This window comes from Nitratireductor sp. L15S-10 (assembly GCF_045011005.1).
In the GTDB taxonomy this organism is placed as follows: Bacteria; Pseudomonadota; Alphaproteobacteria; order Rhizobiales; family Rhizobiaceae; genus Nitratireductor.
Window position 1 is genome coordinate 131,958 of record NZ_CP120676.1, and the last position, 26,682, is coordinate 158,639.

Consider the following 26,682-nt stretch of genomic DNA (forward strand, 5'->3'; position numbering starts at 1 on the left):
CCATACTGCCCGGGAATTCAGTGAGTCGCACCGGCATCACCGAGGGCGGTGCGCAAACGGCAGGCGGGGCATCTTTATGGACTACACCGATCTGACAAGGGTGTTCGGCGCGTTCTTCGCCATCATGAACCCGTTTGTGAACCTGCCGATATTTCTGGCGCTGACGGCAGGTTTCACGGTTGAGCAGCAGCGTGTTCTGGCATTCAGAATTGCAATTTTCTCGGCCATCATGTGCGCTGTCATATTGTTTGCTGGCCAGGCAATCATCGGGTTCTTCGGTATTACAGTGGATGAATTTCGCGTCGCCGGCGGTATCGTTCTTGCACACATTGCCTGGTCGATGCTGAACGGAAACGGCTTCTCGTCCCACCATGGAACCGAGAGCGAACAGGACCATATGAGCGATCTTTCCGGGCTCGCCTTCTATCCGATCACCTTTCCGATGATTGTGGGGCCCGGCACCATTGCAACACTGATCATCTATGCGGGGCATGCCGGCGGATTTAAGGCGACATTGGCCGTAGGCTCCGTTGTCGCCATCATTCTGGCGATCCTCTTTGTCGTTCTTTTCTTTGCATCATTCATCGGACGCGTGCTGAGCGAAACCATACGCGTGATCACCACCCGGCTCATGGGCATGATCCTGCTCGCCATCGCCATGGAGATGATTGTTGCCGGTGTGAAAGCCGTGTTGCCGGGCCTCGCCTGACGGGCGACTAGGCCTGACCGCGCAGCCCCTTCACCAGCCGAATGGAGCGCCGCAGTGCGGTCAGAGCTGCGCCGATGGCCACGATCCAGAGTGCCATGGTAAACACCTCGCCACGCCCATTCCACAAGGGTTCGAACAATGAAAGCGCCGCGGCCAGCGTGATCGCAGCCATGCGATGCGGCTTCGCCATGGGCCCCGAAAAATCCGCCTCCTGGCCGCAGGCGCGTCCCAGCTCGCGCACATAGGCCGTGAGAACCGCTAAGCCGCCTGCCGCCCAGCCGAGCGCCGGCGCATCGATCCCATAACCCACACCGACGAGGATCGCGATGTCGGCAACCCGGTCGGGCAACTCGTTCCAGAAGGCGCCGTCCGGTGATCCTTTGCCCGCTTCCACGGCCACCATGCCGTCGAAGAGATTGCAAAGCAGTCGGCATTGCACGAACAGGCCGGCAAGAACAAGAAGCAGAAGCCGCACGGGGCCATCCGTCTCACCAGCCTGCCAGAAAGCCAGCCCGGCAAGCGCTGCGAACCCCATGCTGGCCACGGAAATCTGATTGGGTGTGATGGATGTGTCGGCAAGCCGGCGGGCCACGGCTTTGGCCCATCCCGTGTCGCGGCTGGCCAGAGGGCGACGATTCTCAGTCTTGTTCATGTGAGCGACCACCAGTAGCGCACGAGGTGAAAGAAGATGGGGGCGGAGAAAATCACCGAATCCAGCCGATCGATGAAGCCACCATGGCCAGCGATCAGGTGCCCCCAGTCCTTCACGCCGCGGTCGCGCTTGATGGCGGACATGACGAGCCCGCCGAAAAAGCCCATGAGCACGATGACGAAGGACAGAAGCCCCGCCTGGAGAGGCGTAAAGGGTGTCATCCAGAACAGGGCCGCGCCGACAAGCGTGGCGCTCAGCGCACCGCCGATGAAGCCTTCAACCGTTTTGGAGGGAGAGAGTTTTGGCGCAATCTTCGTGCGCCCAAGCAGTTTGCCCCAGACATATTGCAGCACGTCGCTCGACTGCACCACCACCACCAGGAAAGCGATTAGCAGCAGGTTGCGCCCCTCATAGCCGGGCATCTCCAGTGTCAGGAGGGCCGGCACATGGGAAACGCAGAAGACGCAGATCATCAGCGCCCATTGCACCTCTGCCACCCGCACGAGGAAATGATCCGTGTCGCCGCGCAGGGCCGAGACAATGGGCATCAGCAGAAACGCATAGACCGGAACAAGGATCGAATAGAGCCCGTACCAGTCGATATAAACCAGATAATACTGAACCGGCAGCACGACAAAGAATGCGGAGGCAAGCGCCCAGTGATCTCCGCGCCGCGTGTCCGTCAGCGTCACGAACTCGCGCAGGGCGGCAAAGGAGGCGAAGCCAAACAGAAGAATGGCGCCGAGCCGGCCGAAGAGCAGCGCGCCACCCATGAGGATGATCATCACCCACCAGGCATTCACCCGGTCGTTCAGGTTTTCGATGGCAGCATTGGAGCCGTCGGGCGAGAGCCTGCGTTGGAGAAGATGACCCACAAGCGAAGCCAGAACGAGCACGGCGGCCAGGCCGCCAAGCAGTTTCAGAAGGTCAATCTGGTGGACGGTCATCATGCGCTGCCCTCGTCAGCCCCGGAGATGGACAAGAGCGCAGCACGCGCCCGTTTCACGAACGCTTCTTTGGTCTCCGCAGGTTCCACACGCAACGGTGCACCGAAGGTAACTGTGCATATCAGCGGTACAGGCACAAATTCACCCTTCGGCATGACTCGGTTCAGATTGTCGATCCAGACGGGCACAAGATCGATGTCGGGGCGTGCTGTCGCCAGATGATAGATTCCGCTCTTGAAGGGCAGAAGAGGATTGTCGGTTTCATTGCGCGTGCCTTCGGGAAAGATAATGAGCGAGGCGCCGCCATCCAGCGCATCAGCCATCTGCCTGATCGGATCGTCGGCACGCGTCTTTCGGTCGCGATCGATGAGCACTGCGTTGAACACATCACGGCCGATAAACCGGCGGAGGGGCGACTTGAGCCAGTAGTCCGCGCCCGCCACCGGGCGGGTCTGCTCGCGCATGCGCGGAGGCAGGACCGCCCACAGAAGAATGAAATCGCCATGGCTTACGTGATTGGCAAAGTAGATGCGCTGCCGGGGAACAGGCTCTATGCCATCCCAAACGGCCCGCACGGCCGTGATAAAGCGCGCGAAAAGCGTGATTGCACCAGCCGCGAGCCGCGCCAGGAAACCCATTTTGCCCTCAGACCCAGAAATCGATTCGACCCTGCACCTTGTATAGGATGGCGATAGCCTAGGCCAATCGCATGACCGGCGCATTTCAGCATGAAATTTCTATACTGGAAAAGGTATAGACAATGTATTCTACAGATGCTGTCATCCAACGGTAACATAAGCCGACCAATAGAGACCGGTTAACCGGCGATCGGCGCTACAGGGAGATACACAATGAGATTTCGCGCAATGTTTTCCGCAGCCACGGCTCTGACCGTGGTGCTTCCGGTAACGGTCGGCGCCGCACAGGCGCAGACTGAGGTACAGTTCTGGCATGCCTTTTCCGGCCGTCTTGGCGAATTGCTGGAAAAACAGGTTTCCGATTTCAATGCCAGTCAGGACGAGTATGAGGTTGTCGCGACCCTCAAGGGCAATTACTCCGAGGCCCTGAATGCCGGCATTGCCGCTTTCCGCGCCGGCGAGCAACCGCATATCCTGCAGGTTTTCGAGGTCGGCACCGCCACGATGATGGCTGCCAAGGGCGCCATCAAACCGGTCTATGAAGTGATGGCCGAGGCAGAGGCCGAGTTCGATCCGAACGCCTATCTTGCACCGGTTGCCGGCTACTACACCAACACCGACGGCGAAATGCTGTCACTGCCCTACAACTCCTCGACGCCGGTGCTCTACATCAACAAGAAGGCGCTCGAGGAAGCGGGTCTTGACCCCGAGACGAAGCCTGCCACCTGGCCGGAAGTCGAGGAAATCCTCGTCAAGCTCAAGGAAGCCGGTTCTGCATGCCCGCTGACGACGGCATGGCAGTCCTGGATTCATCTCGAGAATCTGAGCGCCTATCACAATGTGCCCTTCGCAACGCAAGCAAACGGCTTTGCCGGCACCGACACCGAACTCGCCTTCAATGGCGATCTGCAGGTGCAGCACATCGACAAGATGGGCGAATGGGCCAAGGGAGGCCTCTTCAGCTATTCGGGCCGGCGCAATGAGGGCGGTGCGCGCTTCCGCTCGGGCGAGTGCGCCATGTTCACCGAATCATCAGCCGGCTATGCCGGTGTGAAGGCCGAGGCCGACTTCCCCTTCACAGTGACCAATCTGCCTTACTGGCCGGATGCGGAAGGCGCACCCTACAACACGATCATCGGCGGTGCTTCGCTGTGGGTCATGTCGGGCCACGAGGCGGAGGAATATGCAGGTGTTGCCGCATTCCTGAACTATCTCTCCAGCGCCGAGGTGCAGGCCCAGTGGCATCAGGACACCGGTTATCTGCCGATCACCACCGCCGCTTATGACCTGACCAAGGAGCAGGGCTTCTATGAAGAGAATCCCGGCACCGACATTGCCATCCTGCAAATGACCGGCAAGGCTCCGACGGAAAACTCCAAGGGCATCCGTCTTGGCAATTTCGACCAGATCCGCGCCATCATCGACGAGGAACTGGAAGCCGTCTGGCAGGGCCAGAAGGACGCCAGGACAGCGCTCGACGAAGCCGTGAACCGCGGCAACGAGCTGCTGCGCCGTTTCGAGCAGTCGACGCGATAATCCTTTGAAATCGGTGGGACCGGCATGGCATGTGCCGGTCCCACATCATCTGGTCGGCCCATGGAAAAGCGCGTTACCTTCGACAACCGGTTGCTGCCCTATCTGCTGCTCGCGCCGCAGCTTGCAGTGACGATCGTATTTTTCTTCTGGCCAGCCGGTCAGGCTCTTTACCAGTCTCTGCTACTGCCCGATCCGTTTGGTCTGGGCGCGCGCTTCGTCTGGTTCTCCAATTTCGAGTATCTCTTCAACGACCGGTATTATCTTCAGTCCTTCGTCACCACGACCGTCTTCACCTTTTTCGTGACGCTGGTTTCCATGTCGGTCGCGCTGCTTTTCGCGGTGATGGCCGATCAGGTGATCAAGGGAGCGGGGGCTTACAAGACATTGCTCATATGGCCCTATGCCGTGGCGCCTGCCGTTGCCGGTGTGATGTGGCTTTTTATGTTCCAGCCCTCAATCGGCGTGATCGCCTTCTACATGAAAGCCATGGGGATTAACTGGAACCCCGTTCTCAATGGGGGGCAGGCCATGACGCTGGTCATTCTCGCCGCCGCATGGAAGCAGATCAGTTACAATTTCCTGTTCTTCCTCGCCGGCCTTCAGGCGATCCCAAAAAGCCTGATCGAGGCGGCGGCCATTGATGGCGCGGGCAAATGGCATCGTTTCCGCACCATCATCTTCCCGCTTCTGTCGCCCACCACCTTCTTCCTGCTTGTGGTCAACATCGTCTACGCATTCTTCGAGACCTTCGGCATCATCCACACCATGACAGCGGGCGGGCCTGGCCAGTCCACCACGATCCTCGTCTACAAGGTCTATTCCGACGGTTTCGTCGGGCAGGATCTCGGTTCTTCCGCTGCCCAGTCGGTCATCCTGATGGTCGTCGTGGGCATACTGACGGTCATCCAGTTCCGCTTCATCGAGCGGCGCGTGCATTACTGAGGGGGCGGGGCATGGTTGAAAAACAGGGCTTTGGTACGATCCTGATGCATGCGGTACTGATCATCGGCATCGCCATTGTCTGCTTCCCGATCTACCTCACTTTTGTCGGCTCGACGCTGACGCATTTCGAGATCATCCGCCCGCCCATGCCGCTGGTGCCGGGACCGCATTTCATCGAAAATTACAGCGAAGCGCTCACCTCGGGCATCACCGCGCCGGTGGGGCGCATGCTGTTCAACTCCTTCATCATGGCCATGGGCATCGCCATCGGCAAGATCGCCATCTCGATCCTGTCGGCCTATGCGATCGTCTATTTCCGCTTTCCGTTTCGCATGTTCGCCTTCTGGGCGATCTTCATGACGCTGATGCTGCCGGTTGAAGTGCGCATCGTGCCGACCTATGAGGTTGTCGCCTCGCTCGGCATGCTCAATTCCTATACCGGCCTGATCCTGCCGCTGATCGCTTCTGCCACGGCCACATTCCTCTTTCGCCAGTTTTTCATGACCGTGCCGGATGAGCTGGTGGAGGCTGCCCGCGTGGACGGTGCGGGGCCCCTGCGCTTTTTCAAGGACATTCTCCTGCCGCTCTCGGTAACCAACATCGCAGCCCTTTTCGTGATCCTGTTCATCTATGGGTGGAACCAGTTCCTCTGGCCGCTTCTAATTACGACCAAGCCGGAAATGAACACCATCGTGATGGGTCTGAAACAGATGATGCCCACTGCCGACGACTACGGCAACTGGCCCGTGACCATGGCGGCGGCGACGCTGGCCGTTCTGCCGCCGGTGGCAGTGGTGATCTTCATGCAGCGCCTTTTCGTCAAGGGCCTCGTCGAGACAGAGAAATAGAAGGACCGGAATCGGCATGGCGACGATTTCCATACGCGACGTTCGCAAATCCTACGGCAAGACCGAGGTCATCCATGGTGTGAGCCTGGATGTGGCCGATGGCGAATTCATCGTCATTGTCGGCCCATCCGGCTGCGGCAAGTCCACGCTCCTGCGCATGGTGGCCGGGCTTGAGCGCATCACCGCCGGCACGATGGAAATCGGCGGGCGGGTGGTCAACGATCTGGAGCCGCGCGAGCGCGACATCGCCATGGTGTTCCAGAACTATGCGCTCTATCCGCATATGTCGGTCTTCGACAACATGGCCTATGGTCTGAAGATCGCCGGCAAGACGAAGGACGAAATCCGCCAGCGGGTCGATCAGGCCGCCGCCATGCTGCAGCTCGAACCCTATCTCGACCGCAAGCCGCGCGCGCTTTCCGGCGGGCAGCGCCAGCGTGTCGCCATGGGCCGCGCGCTCGTGCGCAACCCGGCCGTGTTCCTGTTCGACGAGCCGCTCTCCAATCTCGATGCGAAGCTGCGCGTGCAGATGCGGCTTGAGATCAAGCAGATGCAGCGCTCGGTCGGCACCACCGCGCTTTACGTGACGCATGATCAGGTGGAGGCGATGACGCTCGCCGACCGTCTCGTGGTCATGAATGCCGGCATCGCCGAGCAGATCGACACGCCGATGGCCGTCTATGAACGCCCCGCGACACGTTTCGTTGCGGGCTTTATCGGATCTCCGGCCATGAACATCCTGAAGGGAAGCGTTTCAGGCTCCGACTTCGTGCTGGAAGGAGGCGGAAAACTCGCGCTCGACACGAAGCCGGCCGAGACCGGCCGGCCGCTACTCTTCGGCGTGCGTCCCGAGCACCTGCAGATTGCCACGGCGAAAGAGGCGACGCTCAATCTTTCCGTCACGGCGGTGGAGACGCTGGGTGCCGACACACTGGCCCACGGGACACTTTCAGGCGCCAATGGTGCCGGCGGTGAGCTGATCGCCCGGCTTCCCGGCAGCACAAAGGTCGCGCCCGGCGACACACTGCCGCTCACCGTTCAGGAGAACATGACCCATCTCTTCGATGCCGAGACGGGCAGGCGCGTTGAGTGATCAGCCGCAAAGCGGGTGCGGCATATAGCCGACGAAGCCGGTGATCTTCCAGCGCCCCTCGATCCTGGCGCAGAAATAGAGCGTCTGCCAGTTCAGCCGGTCGACGCTGCCATCTGCCTTCGCGACATTGCCATTGAACTTCTTGTGCAGCACGGCGCGGTCGCCATCGATGTCGATGTCGCGCATGTTTGTCACGCGGAAAAGTGCCTCGCGCAGCGGCTCGGCAAACTCCGTTGCCGCCGTTTCCCTGCCCTGACGCAGCCATTCGTCGCGATAGGTTTTCACATCGGGAAACTGTAATCGCCAGGAATCCGCGTCGTTGAGGAAATGCGCATGCATGCCGAAGAACCGGTCCTCGGCAAAATCCCCTTCCACCATCGACCAGTCCTGCGCCAGAAACGCGTCGATGTCGCGCCGCACCAGCATTTCCCAGAGATAGTGACGGTCCGCGTCGCCTTTGGGAAAGGGGTTCGTGTCGTAGGTCATATATGTCTTCCTCGCAGTAACTGGTCTCAGGTCAGGCGGCCGCGGGCGGCAACGACCAGTGTCTCGGTCACGTGGTCGCCATCGACGAGGTTCACCTCGTCGTAAAGGTTCGACACCGGGCAGACATGGTTGGGGATGACCCGCACCTTGTCGCCGATCTCGGGTTTCACCGCACAGTTCGAAAGGTCCACAATGCCGTGCTCTTCGCTGAGCGAAGCGATCATCGCATCGGGATACTCCACGATGTGCCCATGGCCGGGAACGGGTGCGGTGTCGGCGGCAAGCGCCTTGGAGCCGGCATCGATGATCGCGCGGTTCTCGGTCGGCCGGCTCACCACCGTGGCAAGTACGGTGAACGCGCAGTCTTCCAGCGTGCCATGACCGAAGGCCATCTGCATGCGATCGGAATAGATATAAGTGCCAGGCCGATGCTCCGTCGCGCTGGTGATTTTCTGGGCCTGATAGAAATCGGGCGATCCGCCATTGGAGACCGTGTTGACCGCCAGCCCGCTCTCCTTGAGCGCGGCGATGGCATCCGCCAGCCAGCGCTCCACCTTCTCCGCCTCGCCGCGCGGCGGATAGGTCATCAGCCCTTCGAAGCGCAGGCCCGGTGCTGCATCAATCTGTTTCGCCAGCGTAACGACCTCTTCGATCGTCTGCACGCCGCAACGGCCCATGCCCGTATCGCATTCCACGAGCACGGGGAGGGGATGATCGGGATCGGTGAAATGTCCGGCATAGCCGGCAATCGTCACCGCGCTGTCCGCCGTCACAGAAAGCGTCACACGTTTGTGCAGGGTCAGAAGCCGGTCGAGCCTGGCAGCACCCAGAATGTTGTAGGGAATGAAGATGTCGGTAAGCCCCGCATCGGCCATCACCTCGGCCTCGCCCACCTTCTGACAGGTGATGCCCACTGCCCCCATTTCGCACTGCATTTGTGCGAACTTGGGGAGTTTGTGGGTCTTGATGTGCGGGCGCAGTTTCAGCCCATGGGCGTCTGCATGGGCCTGCGCGCGGGCAAGGTTGGCGCGAACCTTCGCAAGGTCGATCACCACGGCGGGCGTTTCAAGGTCGAGAATGCGCAAGGCATCAGTCTCCGATGGGAAGATTGGGGTTCTTGATGTTCTGGCTGGCCAGGCTGTGACGCACCCGCCTGAGCGGCTCGAGCACCTTCTTGCCGAGTGTGAGCGCGGTCGCCATGGCGATGATATCCACAGCCGAGAGCAGCGCATAGCGCATGGAAGACGGCTTGTAGAGATTGCCGTCCTCCTTGAAGGTGAGGGGCAGAATGTCGTCGCCCGCCGCTGCCAGCGGCGAGTTGGGTGTGGTCACCACAAAGGCGCGCGCGCCATATTGCCGGGCAATCGTCACCGCATCCATCACCGAGGCGGCCTGCCCGGAAACGGAAAAGCCGATCACCACCGCCTTGGGCTCCAGCACGGAGGCGCTCATGCGCTGAAGCTGCGGGTCGGTGTGAGCGGTCACGTGCAGCCCGAGCCGGAAGAGCCGGTTCTGCAGTTCCACCGCCGCGAAGGAGGAGCTGCCACCCGTACCATAGACGAGAATCTGGCTCGCGCGGCTGATCTCTTTCGCCATGGGCTCAAGATCAATGTCTGCGAGCGCCATCGACATGAGGTCGAGCGCGGCATGCGCGCCGGAGGCAACCTTGGCGATAACCTGGCCGGAGAGCGGCAGTTCCTCCACCGGTGCGCTCGGCTCGCGCAGATAGGCTCCGCCGATGGCCAGCGCCTGCGCCAGATGAAACCGCATCTCCCGCGTGCCGGGAAACCCGAGCGCCCGCGCCAGCCGCGTGATGGTCGGCTCGCTCACACCCGCGCGCTCGGCGATTTGCGCGATGGGCGCGTGGGCGGCAAACTGCGGATCGGCCAGAATACTCTCCACCAGGCGGATTTCCGCGCCGCGCCCGCGCTCAAGACGATCCTGCAACCGGGCGATGATATCGACCGTGCGTTCGCTGTCGTCGGGCACGCGCTTGTCCATGATCAGTGGGTCTCCAGCCTTTGTCCGCCATCGCTGTCAAACAGATGCACATGTTCGACCGGTACGGAAAGCGCAAGCGTCTCGCCCGGTTTGGGCAACTCCCTGTCACGCAGCACGACGCGCACGTCCTCTCCGGCAATGGTGCCGAACACATGGATCTCCGGGCCGGTCGGCTCCACGACCTCGACATGGAGTTTCAGCGGTCCTTCCGGGTCTCTTTGATAGGATTCGGGGCGAATGCCAACTGTCACAGTCTCATGGCCGAACCCCTGCGCGATGGGGAGGCTCGTCCCATCCTGAAGAACTGCCACGGGCGTGCCTTCAACCATGCCCGTTTCAGCTTGCAGAAAGCTCATCGCCGGCGAGCCGATGAAGCCGGCAACGAAGGTGTTGGCGGGCCGGTCGTAGAGTTCCAGCGGCGTGCCCACCTGTTCGATATCGCCGCCATTCATGACCACAATCCGGTCGGCCATGGTCATGGCCTCGATCTGGTCATGCGTCACATAGACAATTGTCGTGCCAAGCTTCTGGTGCAGCGCCTTGATCTCGGTGCGCATCTGGATGCGCAGCTTGGCGTCGAGGTTCGACAGCGGCTCGTCGAAGAGAAATACTTTCGGATCGCGCACGATGGCCCGGCCCATGGCGACGCGCTGGCGCTGGCCGCCGGAAAGCTGGCCTGGCTTGCGGTCGAGATAGGCACCGAGATTGAGGATTTCGGCCGCCTTCTCGATGCGCTGCTCGGTCTCGTCTTTCGGCTCGCCCCGCACACGGGGGCCGAAGCTGATGTTTTCCCGAACACTCATATGCGGAAAGAGCGCGTAGGACTGGAACACCATGGAGGTGTCGCGCTTCTGGGGCGGAATGTCGTTGGCGCGTGTGCCACCAATGAAGAGGTCTCCACCGGTGATGGGCTCCAGCCCCGCGATCATGCGCAACAATGTGGATTTGCCGCAGCCGGACGGCCCGACCAGAACCACGAACTCGCCATCGTCGATCGCCAGTGAGAGTTTCTCGATCACGGTCAGCGAACCGTAGCGCTTGGAAATGTCGTGAAGTTTCAGCTCTGCCATGAAGCGCTCCTCAGTCGGATATCTGTTGGAGGAAGGGCAGGTTGCCAGCGGAAATCCCGGCATCCACGGGAAGGACCGTGCCAGTAATGCCGCTTGCCAGCGGTGAGGCGAGAAAGGCGGCGGCGCGCGCCACTTCCGCGGGCTCAACCATGCGTCCCAGCGGATAGAGCTGCCGCACCTTTGCCAATATGCCCGGATCGCGCTCAATCCGGTGGTCCCATGCCATGGTGCGCACCGAACCCGGCGTGATCGCATTGGCGCGGATGCCATGCCGGCCCTCCTCCGTGGCGATGGCGCGCATCCAGGCGATCAGCCCGGCCTTGGCTGCCGCATAGGCGGGGTTGCCATAGTGCGACAGCGCATTGATGGAGGAAATGAACACGAAAGCGGCTTCCTTCTCGCTTGCGCGCATCGATGGCAGGAAGGCCTGCGAAAGCCTTGCGGCGCTGCGCAGGTTCAGGTCCAGCTCATGCGAGAGCGCCTGCGGTGTCACATCGTCCAGCGTCTCGGCGCGCGTCCAGCCGGCGTTGGAGATCACGGCATCCGGAACGCCCCCGTCGCAGATGCGGCTTGCCGCCGCTTCAACCGCACCATCGTCCAGAAGGTCAAAGCGCTGTGCTTCTCCAACCCCGTCAAACGACAGATCGGCCTCCTCCAGATCGCAGGCGACCACAAACGCGCCGAACCCCGAAAGGACATCCACCATGGCCCGGCCAATGCCGCCGGCTGCCCCCGTCACGACAATCCTGTGACCATTGAGATCGATCATTGCGCTCCCGTTCTTCCCCTGGGTTTGCCCGCTTTCGTGGGGTCTCTTCGTTCTTTCCGGGCAATCTGACGCTGCCTGAAACACAGGCCGGCAGCCAAAGATTTGCCGATAAATCGTAATTTAGCAACATGAATGTGTGATTTCACTTGCTTATTTCCAATTTCTGTAAAAAAATTACACAAAAGATCGCTGCTCGCGCCGTGTGGCAATCCGCAAGAACAGTTAAGGCGCAGGTGCCCTTCACCGGGCGCGCATCAGGAACCCGAGAGAGGAACAGGGAGACAGGAATGAACAGGACCGCATTGAAAGCCACCGTCGCCGGTGCCGCGCTTCTATCCATGGCTGGGTGGGCGCAGGCAGAGACCGTGCGCGTGACCGTGGCTGAATACAGCTCCAAGACCGGCCCCTATTTCGAGGAAGCCGCCAAGGCATTCGAAGAGGCCAATCCCGGCTCCGATATCCAGATCGAGGTGGTGCCGTGGGATGTGCTTCTGCAGAAACTGACCACCGACATTTCCGGCGGCGCCAATGCCGACCTGTCGATCATCGGCACACGCTGGCTGATCGACTTTGTCGATCAGGGCATCGCCGCGCCGCTGGACGATTACATGACGCAGGACTTCAGGGACCGGTTCTTCCCGGTCTTCCTTGAGCCTTCCGTGATGCAGGAAAAGACCTACGGTCTGCCCATCGCCGCATCGGCCCGCGCCATGTATTACAACAAGGCGCTGTTCGAGCAGGCCGGCATCAGCGAGGTTCCGGACACCTGGGACGAGCTTGCCGAAGCCGCCAAGAAGATTAGCGCGCTGGGCGACGACATTGCCGGCTTCGGACTTCAGGGCAAGGAGATCGAGACCGACGTCTATTTTTACTATGCCTTCTGGGCCTATGGCGGTCAGCTTGTCGAGGAAGACGGCACATCCGGCCTCGACACGGATGCCGGCTACAAGGCTGCGGAGATGTACAAATCGCTGATCGATGCTGGCGCGACCCAGCCCGGTGTCACCTCCTACAGCCGCGAGGATGTGCAGAACCTGTTCAAGCAAGGCAAGGTCGGCATGATGATCACCGCGCCCTTCCTCTCGAACCAGATCAAGGAAGAAGCACCCGACCTCGAATACGGCGTGGCCGCCATTCCGGCCGGCCCCGAAGGTGATCGCGGCACCTATGGTGTGACCGATTCCATCATCATGTTCGAAAATTCCCAGAACAAGGATCTGGCCTGGAAATTCCTCGATCAGCTCTTCACCACCGAGTGGCGCGCAAAGTTCACTTCGGGTGAGGGCTTCCTGCCGGTCAATCCGGAAGTCGCGGCGCAGCCGGCTTTTGCCGACAATGCGGACCTGAAGGCGTTTACAGCGCTTCTGCCGGACGCACGTTTTGCGCCCGTCATCGCCGGCTGGGAGGAAATAGCGGCCGCCACGTCGGATGCGGTGCAGACGATCTATCTGGGCAATGGCGAGCCCAAGGCCACGCTGGATGCTGCTGCCGGGGAGATCAACGGCATTCTCGGGCAATAGCAAATTCATTGAAACAGGCATGCGCGGCTGTGTCCGCGCATGCCGCTTCTACCCCCGCTTGAAATCCTGCGAAAACTGACGGCGCCATGATCCGCTCGCCCCTGACAAATCCCTATCTGTTGATCCTGCCGGGGTTTCTGCTCGCCGCGTTCATCATCCTGTGGCCGCTTTACCAGCTCGGCACGATTTCACTCAACGACGTCAATCGTTTCGGCCAGTTGCGCGGGCTCAACGGCGTTGAAAACTATGTGAACGTCTTCACCGACCCGGATTTTCTCGGCGCGCTGTGGCGCACCTTCATCTGGACTGGCGGCATCGTGTTCGGGACACTCGTCATTTCGGTGCCAGTCGCCATGATCCTCAACGAGGATTTTTATGGCCGCTCGCTTGCACGCGTCATCATCATGCTGCCCTGGGCCGTGTCGCTCACCATGACCGCCATCGTGTGGCGCTGGGCGCTGAATGGCGAGAGCGGCATGCTCAATTCGGGCCTGCAGAACATCGGCCTGATCGATCAGAACATCCAGTGGCTTGCCCGCGCTTCAACCGCCTTCCCGGTGCAGATCATGATCGGCATTCTGGTCACGATCCCATTCACGACGACCATCTTTCTCGGCGGTCTCTCGTCCATTCCCGACGATCTCTATGAGGCGGCCAAGCTTGAAGGCGCATCGCGCTGGCAGACTTTCCGCGAGATCACCCTGCCGCTGATGAAGCCGTTTTTGAACATCTCGATCGTGCTCAACATGATCTATGTGTTCAATTCATTCCCGATCATCTGGGCGACCACGCAGGGCGGGCCGGCCAACTCGACCGATATTCTTGTTACCTATCTCTACAAGCTCGGTTTCCGCTTCGGCAAACTGGGCGAGGCGTCCGCCCTGTCGGTGATGATGTTCGCGCTGCTTCTGGCCTTCACCATCCTCTATGTCGCGCTGGCCATGCGCAGGGAGCGGACATGAGCCCCAAGCTGAAGAAATCGCTTCTCTACTGGGCGCTGCTTTCACCGCTCATCGTGCTGATCCTGTTTCCGTTTGCCGTGATGTTCATCACCGCCATCAAGCCGGCCAACGAGGTGCTGTCGCCAACCTGGTGGCCGCGTGAGGCGGCATGGCGCAATTTCATCGACATGTGGGCCGCGACCAATTTCGGCACCGCGCTCTGGAACTCCGTCTATGTCTCGGTGCTGTCGACCGTTCTGGCGCTTGCGGTTTCCATACCCGCAGCCTACGCCATGAGCCGTTTCCGGTTCAGGGGGCAGGGCTTTTTCCGCCAGTTCCTGCTCGTCACGCAGATGCTCTCGCCCATCGTGCTAGTCATCGGCCTGTTCCGGCTGGTGGTGTGGCTCGGCCTGCTCGACAATGTGAACTCCATCGTCTTTGTCTATGGCGCGTTCAATGTCGCTTTCACCGTGTGGATGCTGCAGAGCTATTTCTCCACCATTCCGAAAGATCTGGAGGAAGCCGCGTGGATCGAGGGCGCGAGCCCGGCAAAGGCGCTGATCATGGTGTTCCTGCCGCTCGCCCTTCCGGCGATGACGGTCACGGCCATCTTCTCCTTCATCAATGCGTGGAACGAGTTCGTCATTGCGCTCACCATGCTGCGGCGTCAGGAAAGCTACACGCTGCCGATCCAGATTTTCTCACTTGTCGCTGGCCGTTACACGGTCGAGTGGCATCACGTCATGGCGGCAACCTTTGTCGCCACCATCCCCGTCGCCGTCATCTTTGCATGGTTGCAGCGCTATCTGGTGCGCGGCCTGGCCATCGGTGCGGTGAAATAAAGCAATTCCAGGAACGGAGTATATTCATGACCAAGCAGTGCTTCGGCACCTCCCATGTGCCACTTTCCCCCGCTGTGCGTGCCGGCGATTTCGTCTACATCTCCGGCCAGGTTCCGGTGGGAGCCGATGGCGTTGTCGTCAAGGGCGGCATCACCGAGCAGACCGGGCAGGTGATGGAAAACGTCAAGGCGGCATTGGCGCTCGCCGGCTGCACACTCGATGATGTGGTCAAGACAACCGTCTGGCTGGAAGATGCGCGCGATTTCGGCCCGTTCAATGCGGTGTACGGCAAGTACTTTCCCAAGAACCCGCCGGCGCGCACCACGGTTGAATCGCGGCTGATGATCGACATCAAGATCGAAGTTGAGGCCGTCGCCTACAAGCCGCTCTGATCCGTAAAGCCAGGACCTTATCGCATGCGTGTCTTTACCGCGTCGCTCGCCACCGAAACCAACACCTTCTCGCCGATCCCGACCGATCGCGGGGATTTCGAGATGGCGTTTTACGCCGGGCCGGGGGAGCACCCCGAGACTCCGACGCTCTGTTCGGCGCCCATCCCCGTCTTGCGGCGGCGGGCGCGGGAAGAGGGTTTCACCCTGATCGAGGGGACCGCCACCTGGGCGGAACCGGGCGGCTATGTCCGGCTCGATGTCTATGAGGCGCTGCGCGATGAGATTCTGGATCAGTTGCGTGACGCCATGCCGGTGGACTGTGTGGTGCTTGGCCTGCACGGCGCAATGGTCGCGCGTGGGCTCGACGATTGCGAGGGCGACCTTCTCGCCCGTGTGCGCGGGATCGTTGGCCCGGACGTGATCGTCGCCGCAGAGCTGGACCCGCACAGCCATCTGACGGCTAAGCGCGTTGCGGCGGCAAACATCCTCGCTGCCTTTCTGGAATTCCCCCACACGGATTTTCTGGAGCGTGCCGAGCACGTGGTGGATCTGGCGCTGCGCGCCACGCGTGGCGAAATCCGCCCGGTGATCTCGACCTTCGACTGCCGCATGATCGACGTGTTCCCGACAAGCCGCGAGCCCATGCGCTCTTTCGTGGACCGCATGAAGGCACTGCAGGGCAGGGAGGGCATCCTCTCCGTCTCGCTCATCCACGGCTTCATGGCGGGTGATGTGCCCGAGCTCGGGACCCAGGTCATGGTCGTCACCGACAATGTGCCGGAGAAAGGTGCGGAGCTGGCCGAAAAGCTTGGGCAGGAGGTGCGCGGCATGCGCGGCATGACTGCAATGGAAAGCCTCTCAGTCGATGACGCAATCGCCAGGGCGAAGGCCGGCGGTGCAGGCGGCAGGCCGGTCGTCATCGCCGACATGTGGGACAATCCCGGTGGCGGCACGGCGGGCGACAACACCGTTCTCCTGCATGCGCTCGTTCAAAGTGGCATCAGCCGCGCGGGTGTTGCCACCATCTGGGACCCGCAGGCGGTCGGATTCGCTCATGGCGCGGGCGAGGGCACCGTTCTCGACATGCGCATCGGCGGAAAGGCAAACGCGGCCAGCGGCACACCGTTCGATGGGGCATTCGAGATTCGCAAACTGGCGCAGGAGGGCTGGCAGACATTTGGCACCAGCCGCGTCACGCTTGGCCCTGCAGCAGTGGTGCGGCTTGTCGGCACCGAGGTCGACATCGTGCTGAACACAAACCGTACGCAGACCTTCGAGCCTGACATCTTCTCCAATCTTGGCGTCGACCCGCTCGAGAAGCAGGTGCTGCTCATCAAGTCGACCAACCATTTCCACGCCGGCTTCGCTCCCATCGCGGAGAAGATCATCTATGCAGCTGTGGAAGGCTGCTACCCCAACAACCCGAAAACCGCCGGCTACAAAAAGCTCGCGCGGCCGATCTGGCCCATTGACGAGAACGCGTTCGACGAGCAGGTGCGATAGGACAGGGCAAGGGGCGCCGTTCTCAAGCTGATGTCATGACATCAGAGGCTTCCATCTCGAGACCGAGCAAGCCCGTAAGGGATTGCCGATTGGTCACAAGATCAGCCAGTGTATAGCGATCGAACACGGCGAGATAAGCATCCAGCGCCTCGGCCACGATGCCTTTTAGCCGGCAGGCCGGCGTCAGCACACAGGCGCTTTCTCCTGCGCCCATGCACTCGACCAGGGCGAGGCTTTCCTCAATGCCCCGAACGATGGCACCCAGCCCGATGTTTTCGGGTTCCTTCGCAAGCGTGATCCCGCCTGCGCGTCCGCGCAGCGTCGTGACCGCGCCAAGTTGTCCGAGCCTGCGTGCGACCTTCAGGAGGTGGTTGTGCGAAAGCCCATAGGCCTCTGCGACATCGCTCACAGTGCAGGGGGCTTCAGGCCGCACTGCCAGAAAGATCAGCATGCGCAGTGCATAGTCAGTCTGAAGCGTCATGCGCATGGGTCATTCCCGGACACGCGCACGTGCTGCATCAGGCCCAAGCGCAGCAGGCAGGCGGAAGAACATGGCAAGTTTCAGGCTTTTTGCGATGCGCTCCGCCCGTTCCAAGAACACCGCAGCAACTGGTGGCGCGCAAAGCTCCTCGACGGTCTGACGGAACAGGCCCAGCCAGATGTCGAAGTCGGCTTCCACGACCGTCTTTAACTTGAGGTGAGCCGGTACCGGCCTGCCGTGATAGCTGCCGTCCTTCAGAATCACGGCGCACCAGAAATCGGTCATCTTCTCCAGATGCGGCTCCCAGTCGTCCCTGATCTCGCCGGCAAAGATCGGGCCAAGCCGCGTGTCGCTTCGAACCCGCGCATAAAACTCACGCACCAGCCGCCCGATAAACTCCCTGTCCACGGCAGGATCTTTGAGAGCTTCTTCCGGTTGAGGTCTTGGCCGGGCGATGAAGGTGCTGCTCATGAAGCTCTCCAAAACTGGTATCTTTTATGCCACTTTATCATTCCCTCACTTCTGCACAACTGACGCGATGTCGCAGGCTCATCCATTGGAATGAAATTTTGACGGGTATTCTCTGTGGGCTTTGGGGCGGGAGCAGTGGTAGCGCATACCGGATATCAGGAAAGCGGCCGCGCATCGCGCCGCCGAGATCGAGAGCTGTATGGAGAAGGAGGGGCTCACGCCCGCGGGCACCTGGATGTTCATCTCTCCGTACCCAATGCGGGAATGCCTCGAATCCTGCCATAACCGGTGTGGCCCGGGCACCGCATATCAGAGTACCGAAATTCAGTTCGGCCTGTCACGGTAAAGCCACAGGACAGCGCCTGGGTCGCGCCGGAAGAAGTGGTGCTCACCAGTTCTCCCGCGGGGCCGATGAACTATTCCGTACCCCGTCTCCAGATCGGCATGCCGAGTGCAATCGCCGTGCAGGCAAAACCGATATGCGCCGGCGCGCCTTCCTGACGATATTTCGCGACTGTCGTTCTGGATATCTGCAGTATTCTGGCTGCATGCCGTTCGCTGAAATCGACATGTTTCAGCCAGGCGCAAAATTCCTCTGCCGGCATGGACGCAAGCCGGGGTTTTCTGGCTGTTTTTTTAGTGTGTTGCCGTTTCGGATCGTCTAAAGCGAGAGTGTCCACCCGTTTCCTGCCGCCAAAGAGTTGATAATATGGCTGTCGCACAAGTTGAAATAGACTACGCTGGATTGCATAATGCAACCTAAGGGTACTGTTTTCCCACAACCGAAGCGTTTGCCTGGATGCGACAAAGGGCAAGGCCCTGATAGCCTGGTCCGGGACCCCGCTGCCCCACAAGGGACCCGATGGCCAGCCTGGGACCCGATGGCCAGCTTGGGACCCGATGGCCAGCTTGGGACCATGACTACCCGCTCGACGGGCCGTTGCACAACCCCTTTGTCGAAAACTACGGGCACCCGGAAGAGTGAAATGCTTCGAATCAGAATTCAGACCACTTAAACAGTGAGATCCAACACGAGCTCATTCCCCGCGAGGCTTATCGTCTAGAGCAGCTTGTAGAATTTTTCGAACGCCAGATAGGTCGATTTGACATGCTGGCGCGCAACCAGCTCGGCTTCCGCTGGATCTCGAGCTGCGATTGCGTCGGCGATCAGCTCGTGCTGCTGCTGAAAAAGCGCAGCCTCTTCCCGCGATACGAATTGCGCGAAACGGTGCGCGAAATAGTACTGCATGTTTTTCCTGATAGCACTCACCAGGCGTTCATTGCCCGACGCAGCGAAAATCAGTCCGTGCAGCTCCCGGTTCGAGGTAAGACGATCCGAGATGTTGTCAAAATCGAGTTCTGAGCGGGCGGTGGTTGCAGCCACGATCGATGCCACCTCTTCTTCGCTTGCACGAATGGCAGCCTGCGCAGTGGCGAAACCTTCAAGCGCCATCCGGACTTCGTAGGACTCCCGTATCTGGACGAGATCCAGCTTCCGCACTTCCCAGCCGCGCTTGCGCCGCGACAGGAGACCATCGGCAGAAAGCCGCTGCATTGCTTCGCGCACCGGGGTGCGACTGACAGCAAGCGCGTCCCCGATCTCGGCTTCGATCAGAGGTGTGCCGGTAGCAAGCGCACCGGTGCGAATTGCGATCCGCAGCATCTCATAGACGATATCGACAAAGGGGACAGCTTGCGCGGCGGTTTTCGACGGGTCTTCTGGTTGCGTTTTGTCCTGCCGCAACTCCTCGGCGAGCCGCCAGAAATCGCCGCCGGCGATGACGCGCTCTTCCAGGTGCCGCAACCAGGGCGGCGATGCCTGGCTGGCAGGTGTCATGCGGTCGCGCGGCAGCGGTCCGTCGATGACCCAGGCTTCGTTCTTGCAATGCTGCTCTCGAGACTTGCTCATACGGCTCAAACTGCTCCTCAACCAGCCTGTGGAATCCGGCCTGCCACTTCGGAATGAATATTCCACAAACCGTTCGGCCTTCAAACCCATATTTGCATCCCTTGACGTATTCGAATTTGGATGCTTCTTTGCATACAAACTTTGTAACTATTAAGCGGCGCAACAATCAATGACAATCTGGACGCTCGACGAAACGCATGATCCCGATACGGAAAGCTGGGTTTCCAGCGCCAATCGGGTTTCCTGTGCGTTCGGCCTGCAGAACCTGCCCTATGGTGTTGCTGCGGCGGGCAATGCGGCTGAACCGGTGATCGTCGTTGCGATAGGCGACCAGGCTCTCAATCTCTCGACCTGCGCCGCAGCGGGGCTTCTCGATGAAATCTTCGGTGCAGATGCGCGTACCATTCTGTGCCGCGGCGATCTGAATGCGCTGATGGCGCGTTCGCCGGCAGAATGGCGCGCGCTGCGTCTGTGGCTGCACCGCGCCCTGCGCGCCGGCTCTGACATGCAGTCGAGCATCGAGGGTTTCCTCCTGCCGATTGAAAGCCTTGAGATGCGCGTGCCGGCGCAGATCGGCGACTACACTGACTTTTACTGTTCGGTCGAACACGCGACCAATGTCGGCAAGCTGTTCCGGCCGGACAATCCGCTGCTGCCCAACTTCAAGAGTCTGCCGGTCGGCTATCACGGGCGCGCGTCGTCCATCGTCGTGTCGAATACACCGGTGCGCCGCCCAAATGGTCAGATCCGCGTGGATGGCGGCATCGTCTTCGCGCCGAGCCGCATGCTCGATTACGAGCTGGAGCTGGGTGCTTTCATTGGCGGCGGAAAAAACGACAGCGACGTGCATCGTCTGCCGGAAGCGCGCGAACGGCTTTTTGGGGTGTGTCTCGTCAATGACTGGAGCGCGCGCGACATTCAGGCCTGGGAATACCAGCCGCTTGGTCCGTTCCTCTCCAAGAGCTTTGCGACAACCATCTCACCCTGGGTGGTGACGATGGATGCGCTGGCTCCTTTCCGGGTGGCCGCGCGCCGTCGGCTGCCAGACGATCCGGCGCTGCTCGACTATCTCGCCGATCAGGACGAGGCCGCGGGCGGTGCCCTGAACATCGAACTCACGGTGCGACTTGAAAGCGCGGCAATGCGCGAGCGTGGCGATGCGCCACTCACCGTGACGCGCGCCAATGCGGCGGGGCTCTACTGGACCTTCGCGCAGATGATCACCCATCACATGTCCAATGGCTGCCCGATGATGCCGGGCGACATGATCGCCAGTGGCACGATCTCCGGCGAAACGCCGGGCTCGCAGGGTTGTCTGCTTGAGCTGACGTGCCGCGGTGCGGAGTCGCTGGATCTGGGCAATGGAGAGAGCCGCAGTTTTCTGCAGGACGGAGATGAAATCGTACTCGAAGGCCGATGCGAACGGGAGGGTTTCCGGGCAATTGGCTTTGGCGAGTGCCGTGGAGCCGTGCTCCCGGCATCTGACTGGTCGTAGGCAAAACAGGGAGGACCGAATGTTTAACGACTGCAAGACAATGGCACAGAAGGCATCGCGCTGGATGCGCCACATGGGCGTGGCGGCTGCCGCGCTGGCAATCACCGGCGGGGTCGCGATGGCCCAGGAGCTGAAGCAGGTCACGGTGGTTCTGCCGGGCTCTTCCGCGATGGCCTGGTATCCGATGATCGTCGCGCAGCAGCGCGGGTTCTTCAAGGAAGAAGGCCTTGAAGTCACGATCAAGAGCCTGGATGGATCGGGCGCCGTTCTTCAGGCCATGGAAGCCGGCCGTGCCGAATTCGGCGCGCCTGGACCGGGCCCGGTGCTCAATGCCGTTGCGCGCGGCGCTGACGTGAAATTCTTCTACAATCTGTTCTCGCGCGGCCTGTTCGTGCTTGCCGGTGACCGTAATGACGGCATCGACAGCGCAGAAGGTCTGCGTGGCAAGCAGATCGGCGTGTCCACGGCCGACGGTGCCGAGGTTTCGTTCGCCCGCAGCGCGCTCGCATCCGTGGGCGTCCAGCCCGACGAGTACAAATTCGTGACCATCGGCCAGGAAGGCATGGCCGTGACGGCGTTCGATCGCGACACGATCCACGCTTTTGCGGCATCCTTCACCGGTATCGCGGTGCTGAAGGACCGTGGCGTCGACGTGGTCGACCTCACGCCCGAGGGGCTTGACCTGTTCGGCAACGGTCTGGCTGTTCGTGGCGAGATCTACCGTGATAACCCGGAGATGGTGGCCGGCTTCGCCAAGGCGATCCACAAGGCAACCAAATGGGGCATGGAGAACCCTGAAGGCGTTCTCGAAGACGGCGAAACCTACAACCCTCAGGAAGTGGAGCGTCGTGAATATGCACGCGCGCTCCTCGACACGGTGAACCAGCAATACGCGCCCATCGGCAATAACACGCTCGGCTACCTGCCGGAGAGCGGCTGGAATGCATGGCACAAGAGCCTGCTCGACACGGGAGAGCTCGATAAGGCGATCGAAGATCTGTCGGTTGTTTACACCAACGAGTTCGTCGAAAACCTGGAGGCCAAGTGATGCATGATGTGCGGTCGGACGGGGACGCGATCCTTCGTCTTGATAATGTGAACAAGCATTACCGCCGCGCACGATCAGGCCAGGCTGACATCATCCATGCCGCCAAGGATGTGTCGTTTGAGCTGGAGAGGGGCCAAATGGCCTCTCTCGTCGGCGCGAGTGGGTGTGGCAAGTCAACAGTTCTGAAGATGATTGCCGGCCTGATCCCCCCGACGGGCGGAGAAATCACGCTCAGAGGCGAGGCTCTGACCGGGCCGAATGAGCATATCGGCATCATGTTCCAGCAGCCCACGCTTCTGCCCTGGCGCAGCGTGATGGAAAACGTGCTGCTTCCCATCGAAATCCGCGAGGGGCGAAGAGCAGCGAACGCTGCGCGCGAACGCGCGACGCAGCTTCTCGAGATGGCGGGGCTTGCCGAGTTCGCCAATGCGGTGCCATCGGAGCTTTCCGGCGGCATGGCGCAGCGCGCGGCCATTTGCCGAATGCTGGTGACCCAGCCGGAAATCCTGCTCCTGGACGAACCGTTCGGCGCTCTCGATGAATTCACCCGCGAGCAGATGAATGTCGAGTTCGAGCGGATCTGTCGTTCGCGCGAGGCCACGGCCATAATCGTCACCCACTCCATCCAGGAAGCGATCTTCCTGGCGGATTCCGTGTTCGTGATGTCGCCGCGACCGGGCCGGATCGTCAGGCGCATCGACATCGATCTGCCGCGTCCGCGCACGCCCGACATGATCACCGGCAACCGCTTCAACGAATATGTCCGCGAAATTCACGACCTGTTGTTTGGAAGCGGAGAGGGGGCCAGCCATGACTGACAAGGAAACCGTCGATCCCGAGGTGCTGATCGCGCTTGCCGAGAATGAACGCAAGACGCTGATCGAGCGCACGCCGCAATGGCTGCTCGTCTTGCTGTTCGGCGCGGCCGTTGTCACTGTGTGGCACCTGGCTGTCACCTATAGTGGCATCTCGCAGCTGGTTCTGCCGGGGCCATATCAGGTTCTGCAGGATCTCATCTTCACGCTCAACAACCTGTTTACCGGCGGTTATGTGGCCCATGCCACATGGATCACGCTGGTCGAGGTTGTCTTTGGCTTTCTGCTGGCTTCAGCGATCGGCCTCACGCTTGGCATGATCATCGGCGCGACCACGTTCGGCCGCAAGGCGATCATGCCTTATGTGGTTGCGATCAACACCATGCCGAAGGTCGCCTTCGCGCCGCTGTTCGTGGCGTGGTTCGGCTTCGGCATTGAATCGAAGATCATGATGGCCGCCTTCATCTCGTTCTTCCCGGTGACGATCAACACGGCGGCGGGTCTGGCGGCGACCGACAGCAACATGTCGATGCTGTTCAAGTCTCTCGAGGCAAACCGCTGGCAGACGCTCATCAAGCTGCAGATGCCCTATGCAACGCCCTATATCTTTGCCGGCCTCAAACTGGCAGCGGTGTGGAGCGTGATCGGCGTTGTCGTCGGTGAGTATATGGGTGGTGGCGAAGGGCTGGGCGAGCTGGTCCGTGTCGCGGCGAGCCAGCTGCGCGTCGGCCGTGTTTTCGCACAGATCCTTCTGCTTAGTCTGATGGGGCTCTCGGTGTTTGGCTTCGTCACACTGCTCGAGCGCTATTTCGTGCGCTGGAGACGCTAGGGCCTCTTCGTCAGGTCTCGGTCCCTGAGACCGCCCGCATCCGTTTCAGCGCGGATGCGGGTGGTTCTGTCAGTGAAAACCTTTAGCAGGCCCCGGCGCCGGAAATCGCCAAAAGCCATCCGGTGTCACGTTCGCAAATATTCGAGTGTCCGCATCACGCCGCGCAGCTCGGCCAGCCCTTTCAGCCTGCCAATGCCCGAATAGCCGGGGTTCACCCGTTTGCCGAGATCGTCCAGTATCGCGTGCCCATGGTCGGGGCGCATGGGGATCTGCCCGCCACGTCGCCTCTCTTCATCCATCAGAGCAGCCACCACGGCAATCATGTCCGTGTCGCCTTCCAGATGCTCGGCCTCATGGAAAGAGCCGCACGGCTCCCGCTTCACGTTGCGCAGATGCGCGAAGTGAATGTGCGGTCCGAGAGCCTTCGCCATGGCGGGTAGGTCGTTTGCGGGGTTGGCACCGAGCGAGCCGGTGCAGAAGGTCAGTCCGTTTGCCTCTGAGGGGACAGCCGCGAGCAATGCCTTCAGGTCGTCATGCGTTGAAACGATACGCGGCAGGCCGAACAGCGGGAACGGTGGATCGTCGGGGTGGATCGCCATCACCACACCTTCCTCCTCCGCCACCGGCATGATCTCCCGGTGGAACTCGGCCAGGTTTTCGCGCAGGCCATCGGTTGAGATGTCGCGATAGGTATCCAGCATGCGACGAAAGCTCTCGCGGTCATAAACGAATTCGCGGGCCGGAACCCATTCGATGAGATTGCGCTCGAGACGTGCCAGATCGCTCTCGCTCATCGTCTTCAGGCGCTCGCGCGCAGCCTCCACCCGCTCGGCGGGGTGGTCAGCCTCGGCGCCCGGACGCGCCAGGATGAAGACATCGTAGACGCAGAACTCGATCGCATCGAAGCGCAGCGCCGTCCCGCCATGGGGCATCGGATAGTCGAGATCCGTCCGCGTCCAGTCGGTGATGGCCATGAAGTTGTAGCAGATGGTGCGCACCCCGGCGCGGGCGACATTGCGGATCGAGGTCTTGTAATTTTCGATCAGGGCGCGGAAATCGCCGCTGCGCGTTTTCACATGCTCATGCACGATGACGCTTTCAACGACCGACCATTCGAGGCCGGCCTGCTCGATTTCGTGCCTGCGTTTGTCGATCTCGTCCTGCGGCCAGGCGCGGCCGTCATTGAGATGATGCAGGGCGGTGACGATGCCCGTCGCACCCGCCTGCCGCACATGGGCGAGCGTCACCGGATCGTCCGGACCGAACCAGCGCCAGGTCTCTTTCATTGGGTGATGTCTCCTCGAGCGTAAAGGGCAAGCGTCGCCGAAACGCCATCATCCGCGATGCGTTGACAGGCTTCGAGGACGGCAGGCAGGTATCGGTCGACCCTGTCGAAACGGGCAGCCTGAAGAACAGCAGCGACGGTGTCAGCGGGACTGGTCGTCTTCGCGATGGCCGCTTTCAGCGCCCCATCCAGCGGATCGGTGAAGGCCGGCGGCTCGCTCCTGTCTGCGAGCGCTGCAATCCAGAGTGCAACGCCGGCTGCGAGATGCGGTGCGTCTTCGCCTGCATCCAGCCGCTCCAGCAGCGGATTGATGAAGCGCTGCGGCAGTTTCTGCGAACCGTCATTGGCAATCTGCGCCGTGCGATGGCGCAGCGCCGGGTTGGCGAAACGGTCTGCAAGCCGGGCCATGTATTCGTCCGGCTTCAAGCCGGCCTCTCCCGAGAGAGTCTGAGCGGATTCCCGCCACAGCCCTTTTACGAAACCTTGGATCAGTGGATCGGCAAACGCGTCCGCCACGGTTTCGCACCCGAGTAGCTGTCCCGCATAGGCGAGAGCTGAGTGCGCGCCGTTCAGAAGCCGAAGCTTCATCTCCTCGAAAGGAGCGACATCGGCCACCATCTCGACGCCATGGCGTTCCCAGGCGGGCCTGCCCATCGGGAAATTGTCTTCCACCACCCATTGCATGAAGGGCTCTGTCACGACGGGCCATGCATCTTCAACGCCGAGCGTCTGAGCGACACGTTCGCGGTCGGCATCGGTGGTTGCCGGAACAATGCGATCCACCATGCTCGAAGGGAAAGCAACATTCTGCTCGATGTAGTGGGCTAACTCGGGATCGCGCATGGTCGCAAACTCGGTCACGAGGCGGCGCAGCGTTTTCCCGTTAGCTGGCAGGTTATCGCATGAAAGGACAGTGAAGGGCGGCGTGCCATCAGCCTGTCTCCGGGCAAGGGCTTCCGTCAGAAAGCCCAGTATGCCGGTTGGCCGGTCGGGATTGGCGAGGTCCGCCGCCACTGTCCGATCCTGCGCATCCAGCGTGCCGTCCGAATTCCGCGGATAGGCCTTCTCCGTCACGGTCAGCGTCACAATCCGCGTCTGTGGATCGCTCATCGCGGCCAGAACGGCCTGCGGGTCCTCCGGCGCGACCAGCACCTTCATCACGGACCCGATGACCTTCAGTGTTTCACCGGAACCGTCTTTCTCGGCGAGTGTATAGAGACAGTCCTGCGGGGCGAGGGCGTCGCGCGTGGCTGAGCTGCGGAGGGAGACGCCGACAATGCCCCAACTGGCATCTCCCTCCGCAAGACAGGCATCCACATAGGCGGCCTGGTGAGCGCGGTGAAACGCTCCGATGCCGATATGCACGATGCCCGCGACCAATTGGGTTGGATCGTAAGCCGGACCCTGAACGGTGCCGGCCAGTTTTGGAAGACTGGAGCGGTTGAGACGCTGCGTCATGA

At 61.0% G+C, this 26,682-nt stretch carries 28 protein-coding genes; 14 read left to right on the top strand and 14 right to left on the bottom strand.

The annotated features are described in order from the left end of the window. Positions 1-76 precede the first annotated feature (76 nt). Positions 77-709: a MarC family protein gene (locus tag P2W41_RS19945; protein ID WP_404935288.1), complete on the top strand. Its 633-nt coding sequence runs from the start codon at positions 77-79 to the stop codon at positions 707-709. Positions 710-716: 7 nt separating this feature from the next. On the opposite strand, the gene P2W41_RS19950 is transcribed toward P2W41_RS19945, so the two are convergent. From P2W41_RS19950 to P2W41_RS19960, 3 genes are read right to left on the bottom strand one after another with little or no spacing between them, the layout of a single operon-like run. Next, on the bottom strand, positions 717-1,361 hold the full coding sequence (locus tag P2W41_RS19950) for a CDP-alcohol phosphatidyltransferase family protein (RefSeq protein WP_404935289.1): 645 nt from the start codon (positions 1,359-1,361) through the stop codon (positions 717-719). Beyond that, entirely contained in the window at positions 1,358-2,308 is a 951-nt protein-coding gene (locus P2W41_RS19955) for a phosphatidate cytidylyltransferase (protein ID WP_404935298.1), read from the bottom strand. The genes P2W41_RS19950 and P2W41_RS19955 overlap by 4 nt, the downstream gene beginning before the upstream one ends. Continuing rightward, a complete protein-coding gene (locus P2W41_RS19960; RefSeq protein ID WP_404935290.1) occupies positions 2,308-2,946 on the bottom strand; it encodes a lysophospholipid acyltransferase family protein in 639 nt (212 codons plus the stop codon). The genes P2W41_RS19955 and P2W41_RS19960 overlap by 1 nt, the downstream gene beginning before the upstream one ends. A gap of 213 nt (positions 2,947-3,159) precedes the next feature. On the opposite strand from P2W41_RS19960, the gene ugpB reads away from it, so the two are divergent. From ugpB to P2W41_RS19980, 4 genes are read left to right on the top strand one after another with little or no spacing between them, the layout of a single operon-like run. Beyond that, positions 3,160-4,482, top strand: a complete 1,323-nt coding sequence (gene ugpB / locus P2W41_RS19965; protein ID WP_404935291.1) for a sn-glycerol-3-phosphate ABC transporter substrate-binding protein UgpB — start codon at positions 3,160-3,162, stop codon at positions 4,480-4,482. Between the two features lie 60 nt (positions 4,483-4,542). Then, positions 4,543-5,424: a sn-glycerol-3-phosphate ABC transporter permease UgpA gene (gene ugpA, locus P2W41_RS19970; RefSeq protein ID WP_404935292.1), complete on the top strand. Its 882-nt coding sequence runs from the start codon at positions 4,543-4,545 to the stop codon at positions 5,422-5,424. A gap of 11 nt (positions 5,425-5,435) precedes the next feature. After that, the gene (ugpE, locus tag P2W41_RS19975; RefSeq protein WP_404935293.1) at positions 5,436-6,272 is read left to right on the top strand and encodes a sn-glycerol-3-phosphate ABC transporter permease UgpE; all 837 of its coding nucleotides are present in this window, start codon (positions 5,436-5,438) and stop codon (positions 6,270-6,272) included. 16 nt (positions 6,273-6,288) lie between these two features. Next, positions 6,289-7,365, top strand: coding sequence for a sn-glycerol-3-phosphate import ATP-binding protein UgpC (locus P2W41_RS19980; protein ID WP_404935294.1), 1,077 nt, complete (start codon positions 6,289-6,291; stop codon positions 7,363-7,365). Here the strand turns inward: P2W41_RS19980 and P2W41_RS19985 are convergent, their stop codons facing one another. The 5 genes from P2W41_RS19985 to P2W41_RS20005 are packed head-to-tail and all read right to left on the bottom strand — an operon-like array spanning position 7,366 to position 11,691. Continuing rightward, complete coding sequence (locus P2W41_RS19985) at positions 7,366-7,851, bottom strand: hypothetical protein (protein WP_404935295.1); 486 nt, start codon at positions 7,849-7,851, stop codon at positions 7,366-7,368. Between the two features lie 26 nt (positions 7,852-7,877). Continuing rightward, complete coding sequence (locus P2W41_RS19990; protein ID WP_404935047.1) at positions 7,878-8,936, bottom strand: D-TA family PLP-dependent enzyme; 1,059 nt, start codon at positions 8,934-8,936, stop codon at positions 7,878-7,880. 4 nt (positions 8,937-8,940) lie between these two features. Beyond that, entirely contained in the window at positions 8,941-9,852 is a 912-nt protein-coding gene (locus P2W41_RS19995; protein WP_404935048.1) for a MurR/RpiR family transcriptional regulator, read from the bottom strand. Between the two features lie 2 nt (positions 9,853-9,854). Next, the gene (locus P2W41_RS20000; RefSeq protein WP_404935049.1) at positions 9,855-10,922 is read right to left on the bottom strand and encodes an ABC transporter ATP-binding protein; all 1,068 of its coding nucleotides are present in this window, start codon (positions 10,920-10,922) and stop codon (positions 9,855-9,857) included. 10 nt (positions 10,923-10,932) lie between these two features. After that, positions 10,933-11,691 carry an SDR family NAD(P)-dependent oxidoreductase gene (locus P2W41_RS20005; protein ID WP_404935050.1) on the bottom strand — a complete coding sequence of 253 codons (759 nt, stop codon included), beginning with the start codon at positions 11,689-11,691 and terminating at the stop codon, positions 10,933-10,935. A 287-nt stretch (positions 11,692-11,978) separates the two neighbouring features. Here P2W41_RS20005 and P2W41_RS20010 point away from each other — a divergent pair, with 287 nt between their 5' ends. From P2W41_RS20010 to P2W41_RS20030, 5 genes are all read left to right on the top strand, one after another. After that, entirely contained in the window at positions 11,979-13,211 is a 1,233-nt protein-coding gene (locus P2W41_RS20010; RefSeq protein WP_404935051.1) for an ABC transporter substrate-binding protein, read from the top strand. 86 nt (positions 13,212-13,297) lie between these two features. Then, the gene (locus P2W41_RS20015; RefSeq protein WP_404935052.1) at positions 13,298-14,173 is read left to right on the top strand and encodes a carbohydrate ABC transporter permease; all 876 of its coding nucleotides are present in this window, start codon (positions 13,298-13,300) and stop codon (positions 14,171-14,173) included. Then, positions 14,170-14,994 carry a carbohydrate ABC transporter permease gene (locus tag P2W41_RS20020; protein WP_404935053.1) on the top strand — a complete coding sequence of 275 codons (825 nt, stop codon included), beginning with the start codon at positions 14,170-14,172 and terminating at the stop codon, positions 14,992-14,994. The genes P2W41_RS20015 and P2W41_RS20020 overlap by 4 nt, the downstream gene beginning before the upstream one ends. Positions 14,995-15,020: 26 nt before the next feature. Further along, positions 15,021-15,386, top strand: coding sequence for a RidA family protein (locus tag P2W41_RS20025; protein ID WP_007007194.1), 366 nt, complete (start codon positions 15,021-15,023; stop codon positions 15,384-15,386). Between the two features lie 24 nt (positions 15,387-15,410). Beyond that, the gene (locus P2W41_RS20030) at positions 15,411-16,889 is read left to right on the top strand and encodes a M81 family metallopeptidase (RefSeq protein ID WP_404935054.1); all 1,479 of its coding nucleotides are present in this window, start codon (positions 15,411-15,413) and stop codon (positions 16,887-16,889) included. Positions 16,890-16,911: 22 nt separating this feature from the next. On the opposite strand, the gene P2W41_RS20035 is transcribed toward P2W41_RS20030, so the two are convergent. The 4 genes from P2W41_RS20035 to P2W41_RS20050 form a co-directional block, all read right to left on the bottom strand. Further along, the gene (locus tag P2W41_RS20035) at positions 16,912-17,370 is read right to left on the bottom strand and encodes an Rrf2 family transcriptional regulator (protein ID WP_404935055.1); all 459 of its coding nucleotides are present in this window, start codon (positions 17,368-17,370) and stop codon (positions 16,912-16,914) included. Between the two features lie 9 nt (positions 17,371-17,379). Further along, positions 17,380-17,841, bottom strand: a complete 462-nt coding sequence (locus tag P2W41_RS20040; protein ID WP_404935056.1) for a group III truncated hemoglobin — start codon at positions 17,839-17,841, stop codon at positions 17,380-17,382. A 416-nt stretch (positions 17,842-18,257) separates the two neighbouring features. Further along, positions 18,258-18,446 (bottom strand): hypothetical protein, encoded by a 189-nt coding sequence (locus tag P2W41_RS20045; RefSeq protein ID WP_404935057.1) that lies wholly within the window; start codon positions 18,444-18,446, stop codon positions 18,258-18,260. A 455-nt stretch (positions 18,447-18,901) separates the two neighbouring features. After that, positions 18,902-19,750, bottom strand: coding sequence for a GntR family transcriptional regulator (locus P2W41_RS20050; RefSeq protein ID WP_404935058.1), 849 nt, complete (start codon positions 19,748-19,750; stop codon positions 18,902-18,904). A 169-nt stretch (positions 19,751-19,919) separates the two neighbouring features. Here P2W41_RS20050 and fahA point away from each other — a divergent pair, with 169 nt between their 5' ends. Genes fahA through P2W41_RS20070 form a run of 4 tightly spaced genes read left to right on the top strand, consistent with a single transcriptional unit; the run spans position 19,920 to position 23,937 of the window. Continuing rightward, positions 19,920-21,245 (top strand): fumarylacetoacetase, encoded by a 1,326-nt coding sequence (fahA, locus tag P2W41_RS20055; RefSeq protein WP_404935059.1) that lies wholly within the window; start codon positions 19,920-19,922, stop codon positions 21,243-21,245. Between the two features lie 19 nt (positions 21,246-21,264). After that, positions 21,265-22,293 (top strand): ABC transporter substrate-binding protein, encoded by a 1,029-nt coding sequence (locus P2W41_RS20060; protein ID WP_404935060.1) that lies wholly within the window; start codon positions 21,265-21,267, stop codon positions 22,291-22,293. Then, positions 22,293-23,111: an ABC transporter ATP-binding protein gene (locus tag P2W41_RS20065; protein ID WP_404935061.1), complete on the top strand. Its 819-nt coding sequence runs from the start codon at positions 22,293-22,295 to the stop codon at positions 23,109-23,111. Before P2W41_RS20060 ends, P2W41_RS20065 begins: the two co-directional genes overlap by 1 nt. Beyond that, positions 23,104-23,937, top strand: a complete 834-nt coding sequence (locus tag P2W41_RS20070; RefSeq protein WP_336071363.1) for an ABC transporter permease — start codon at positions 23,104-23,106, stop codon at positions 23,935-23,937. Before P2W41_RS20065 ends, P2W41_RS20070 begins: the two co-directional genes overlap by 8 nt. 125 nt (positions 23,938-24,062) lie before the next feature. Here P2W41_RS20070 and uxuA read toward each other — a convergent pair whose 3' ends face one another. Continuing rightward, positions 24,063-25,223, bottom strand: a complete 1,161-nt coding sequence (gene uxuA / locus P2W41_RS20075; protein ID WP_404935062.1) for a mannonate dehydratase — start codon at positions 25,221-25,223, stop codon at positions 24,063-24,065. Beyond that, positions 25,220-26,680: a mannitol dehydrogenase family protein gene (locus tag P2W41_RS20080; protein WP_404935063.1), complete on the bottom strand. Its 1,461-nt coding sequence runs from the start codon at positions 26,678-26,680 to the stop codon at positions 25,220-25,222. Before P2W41_RS20080 ends, uxuA begins: the two co-directional genes overlap by 4 nt. Positions 26,681-26,682 lie beyond the last annotated feature (2 nt).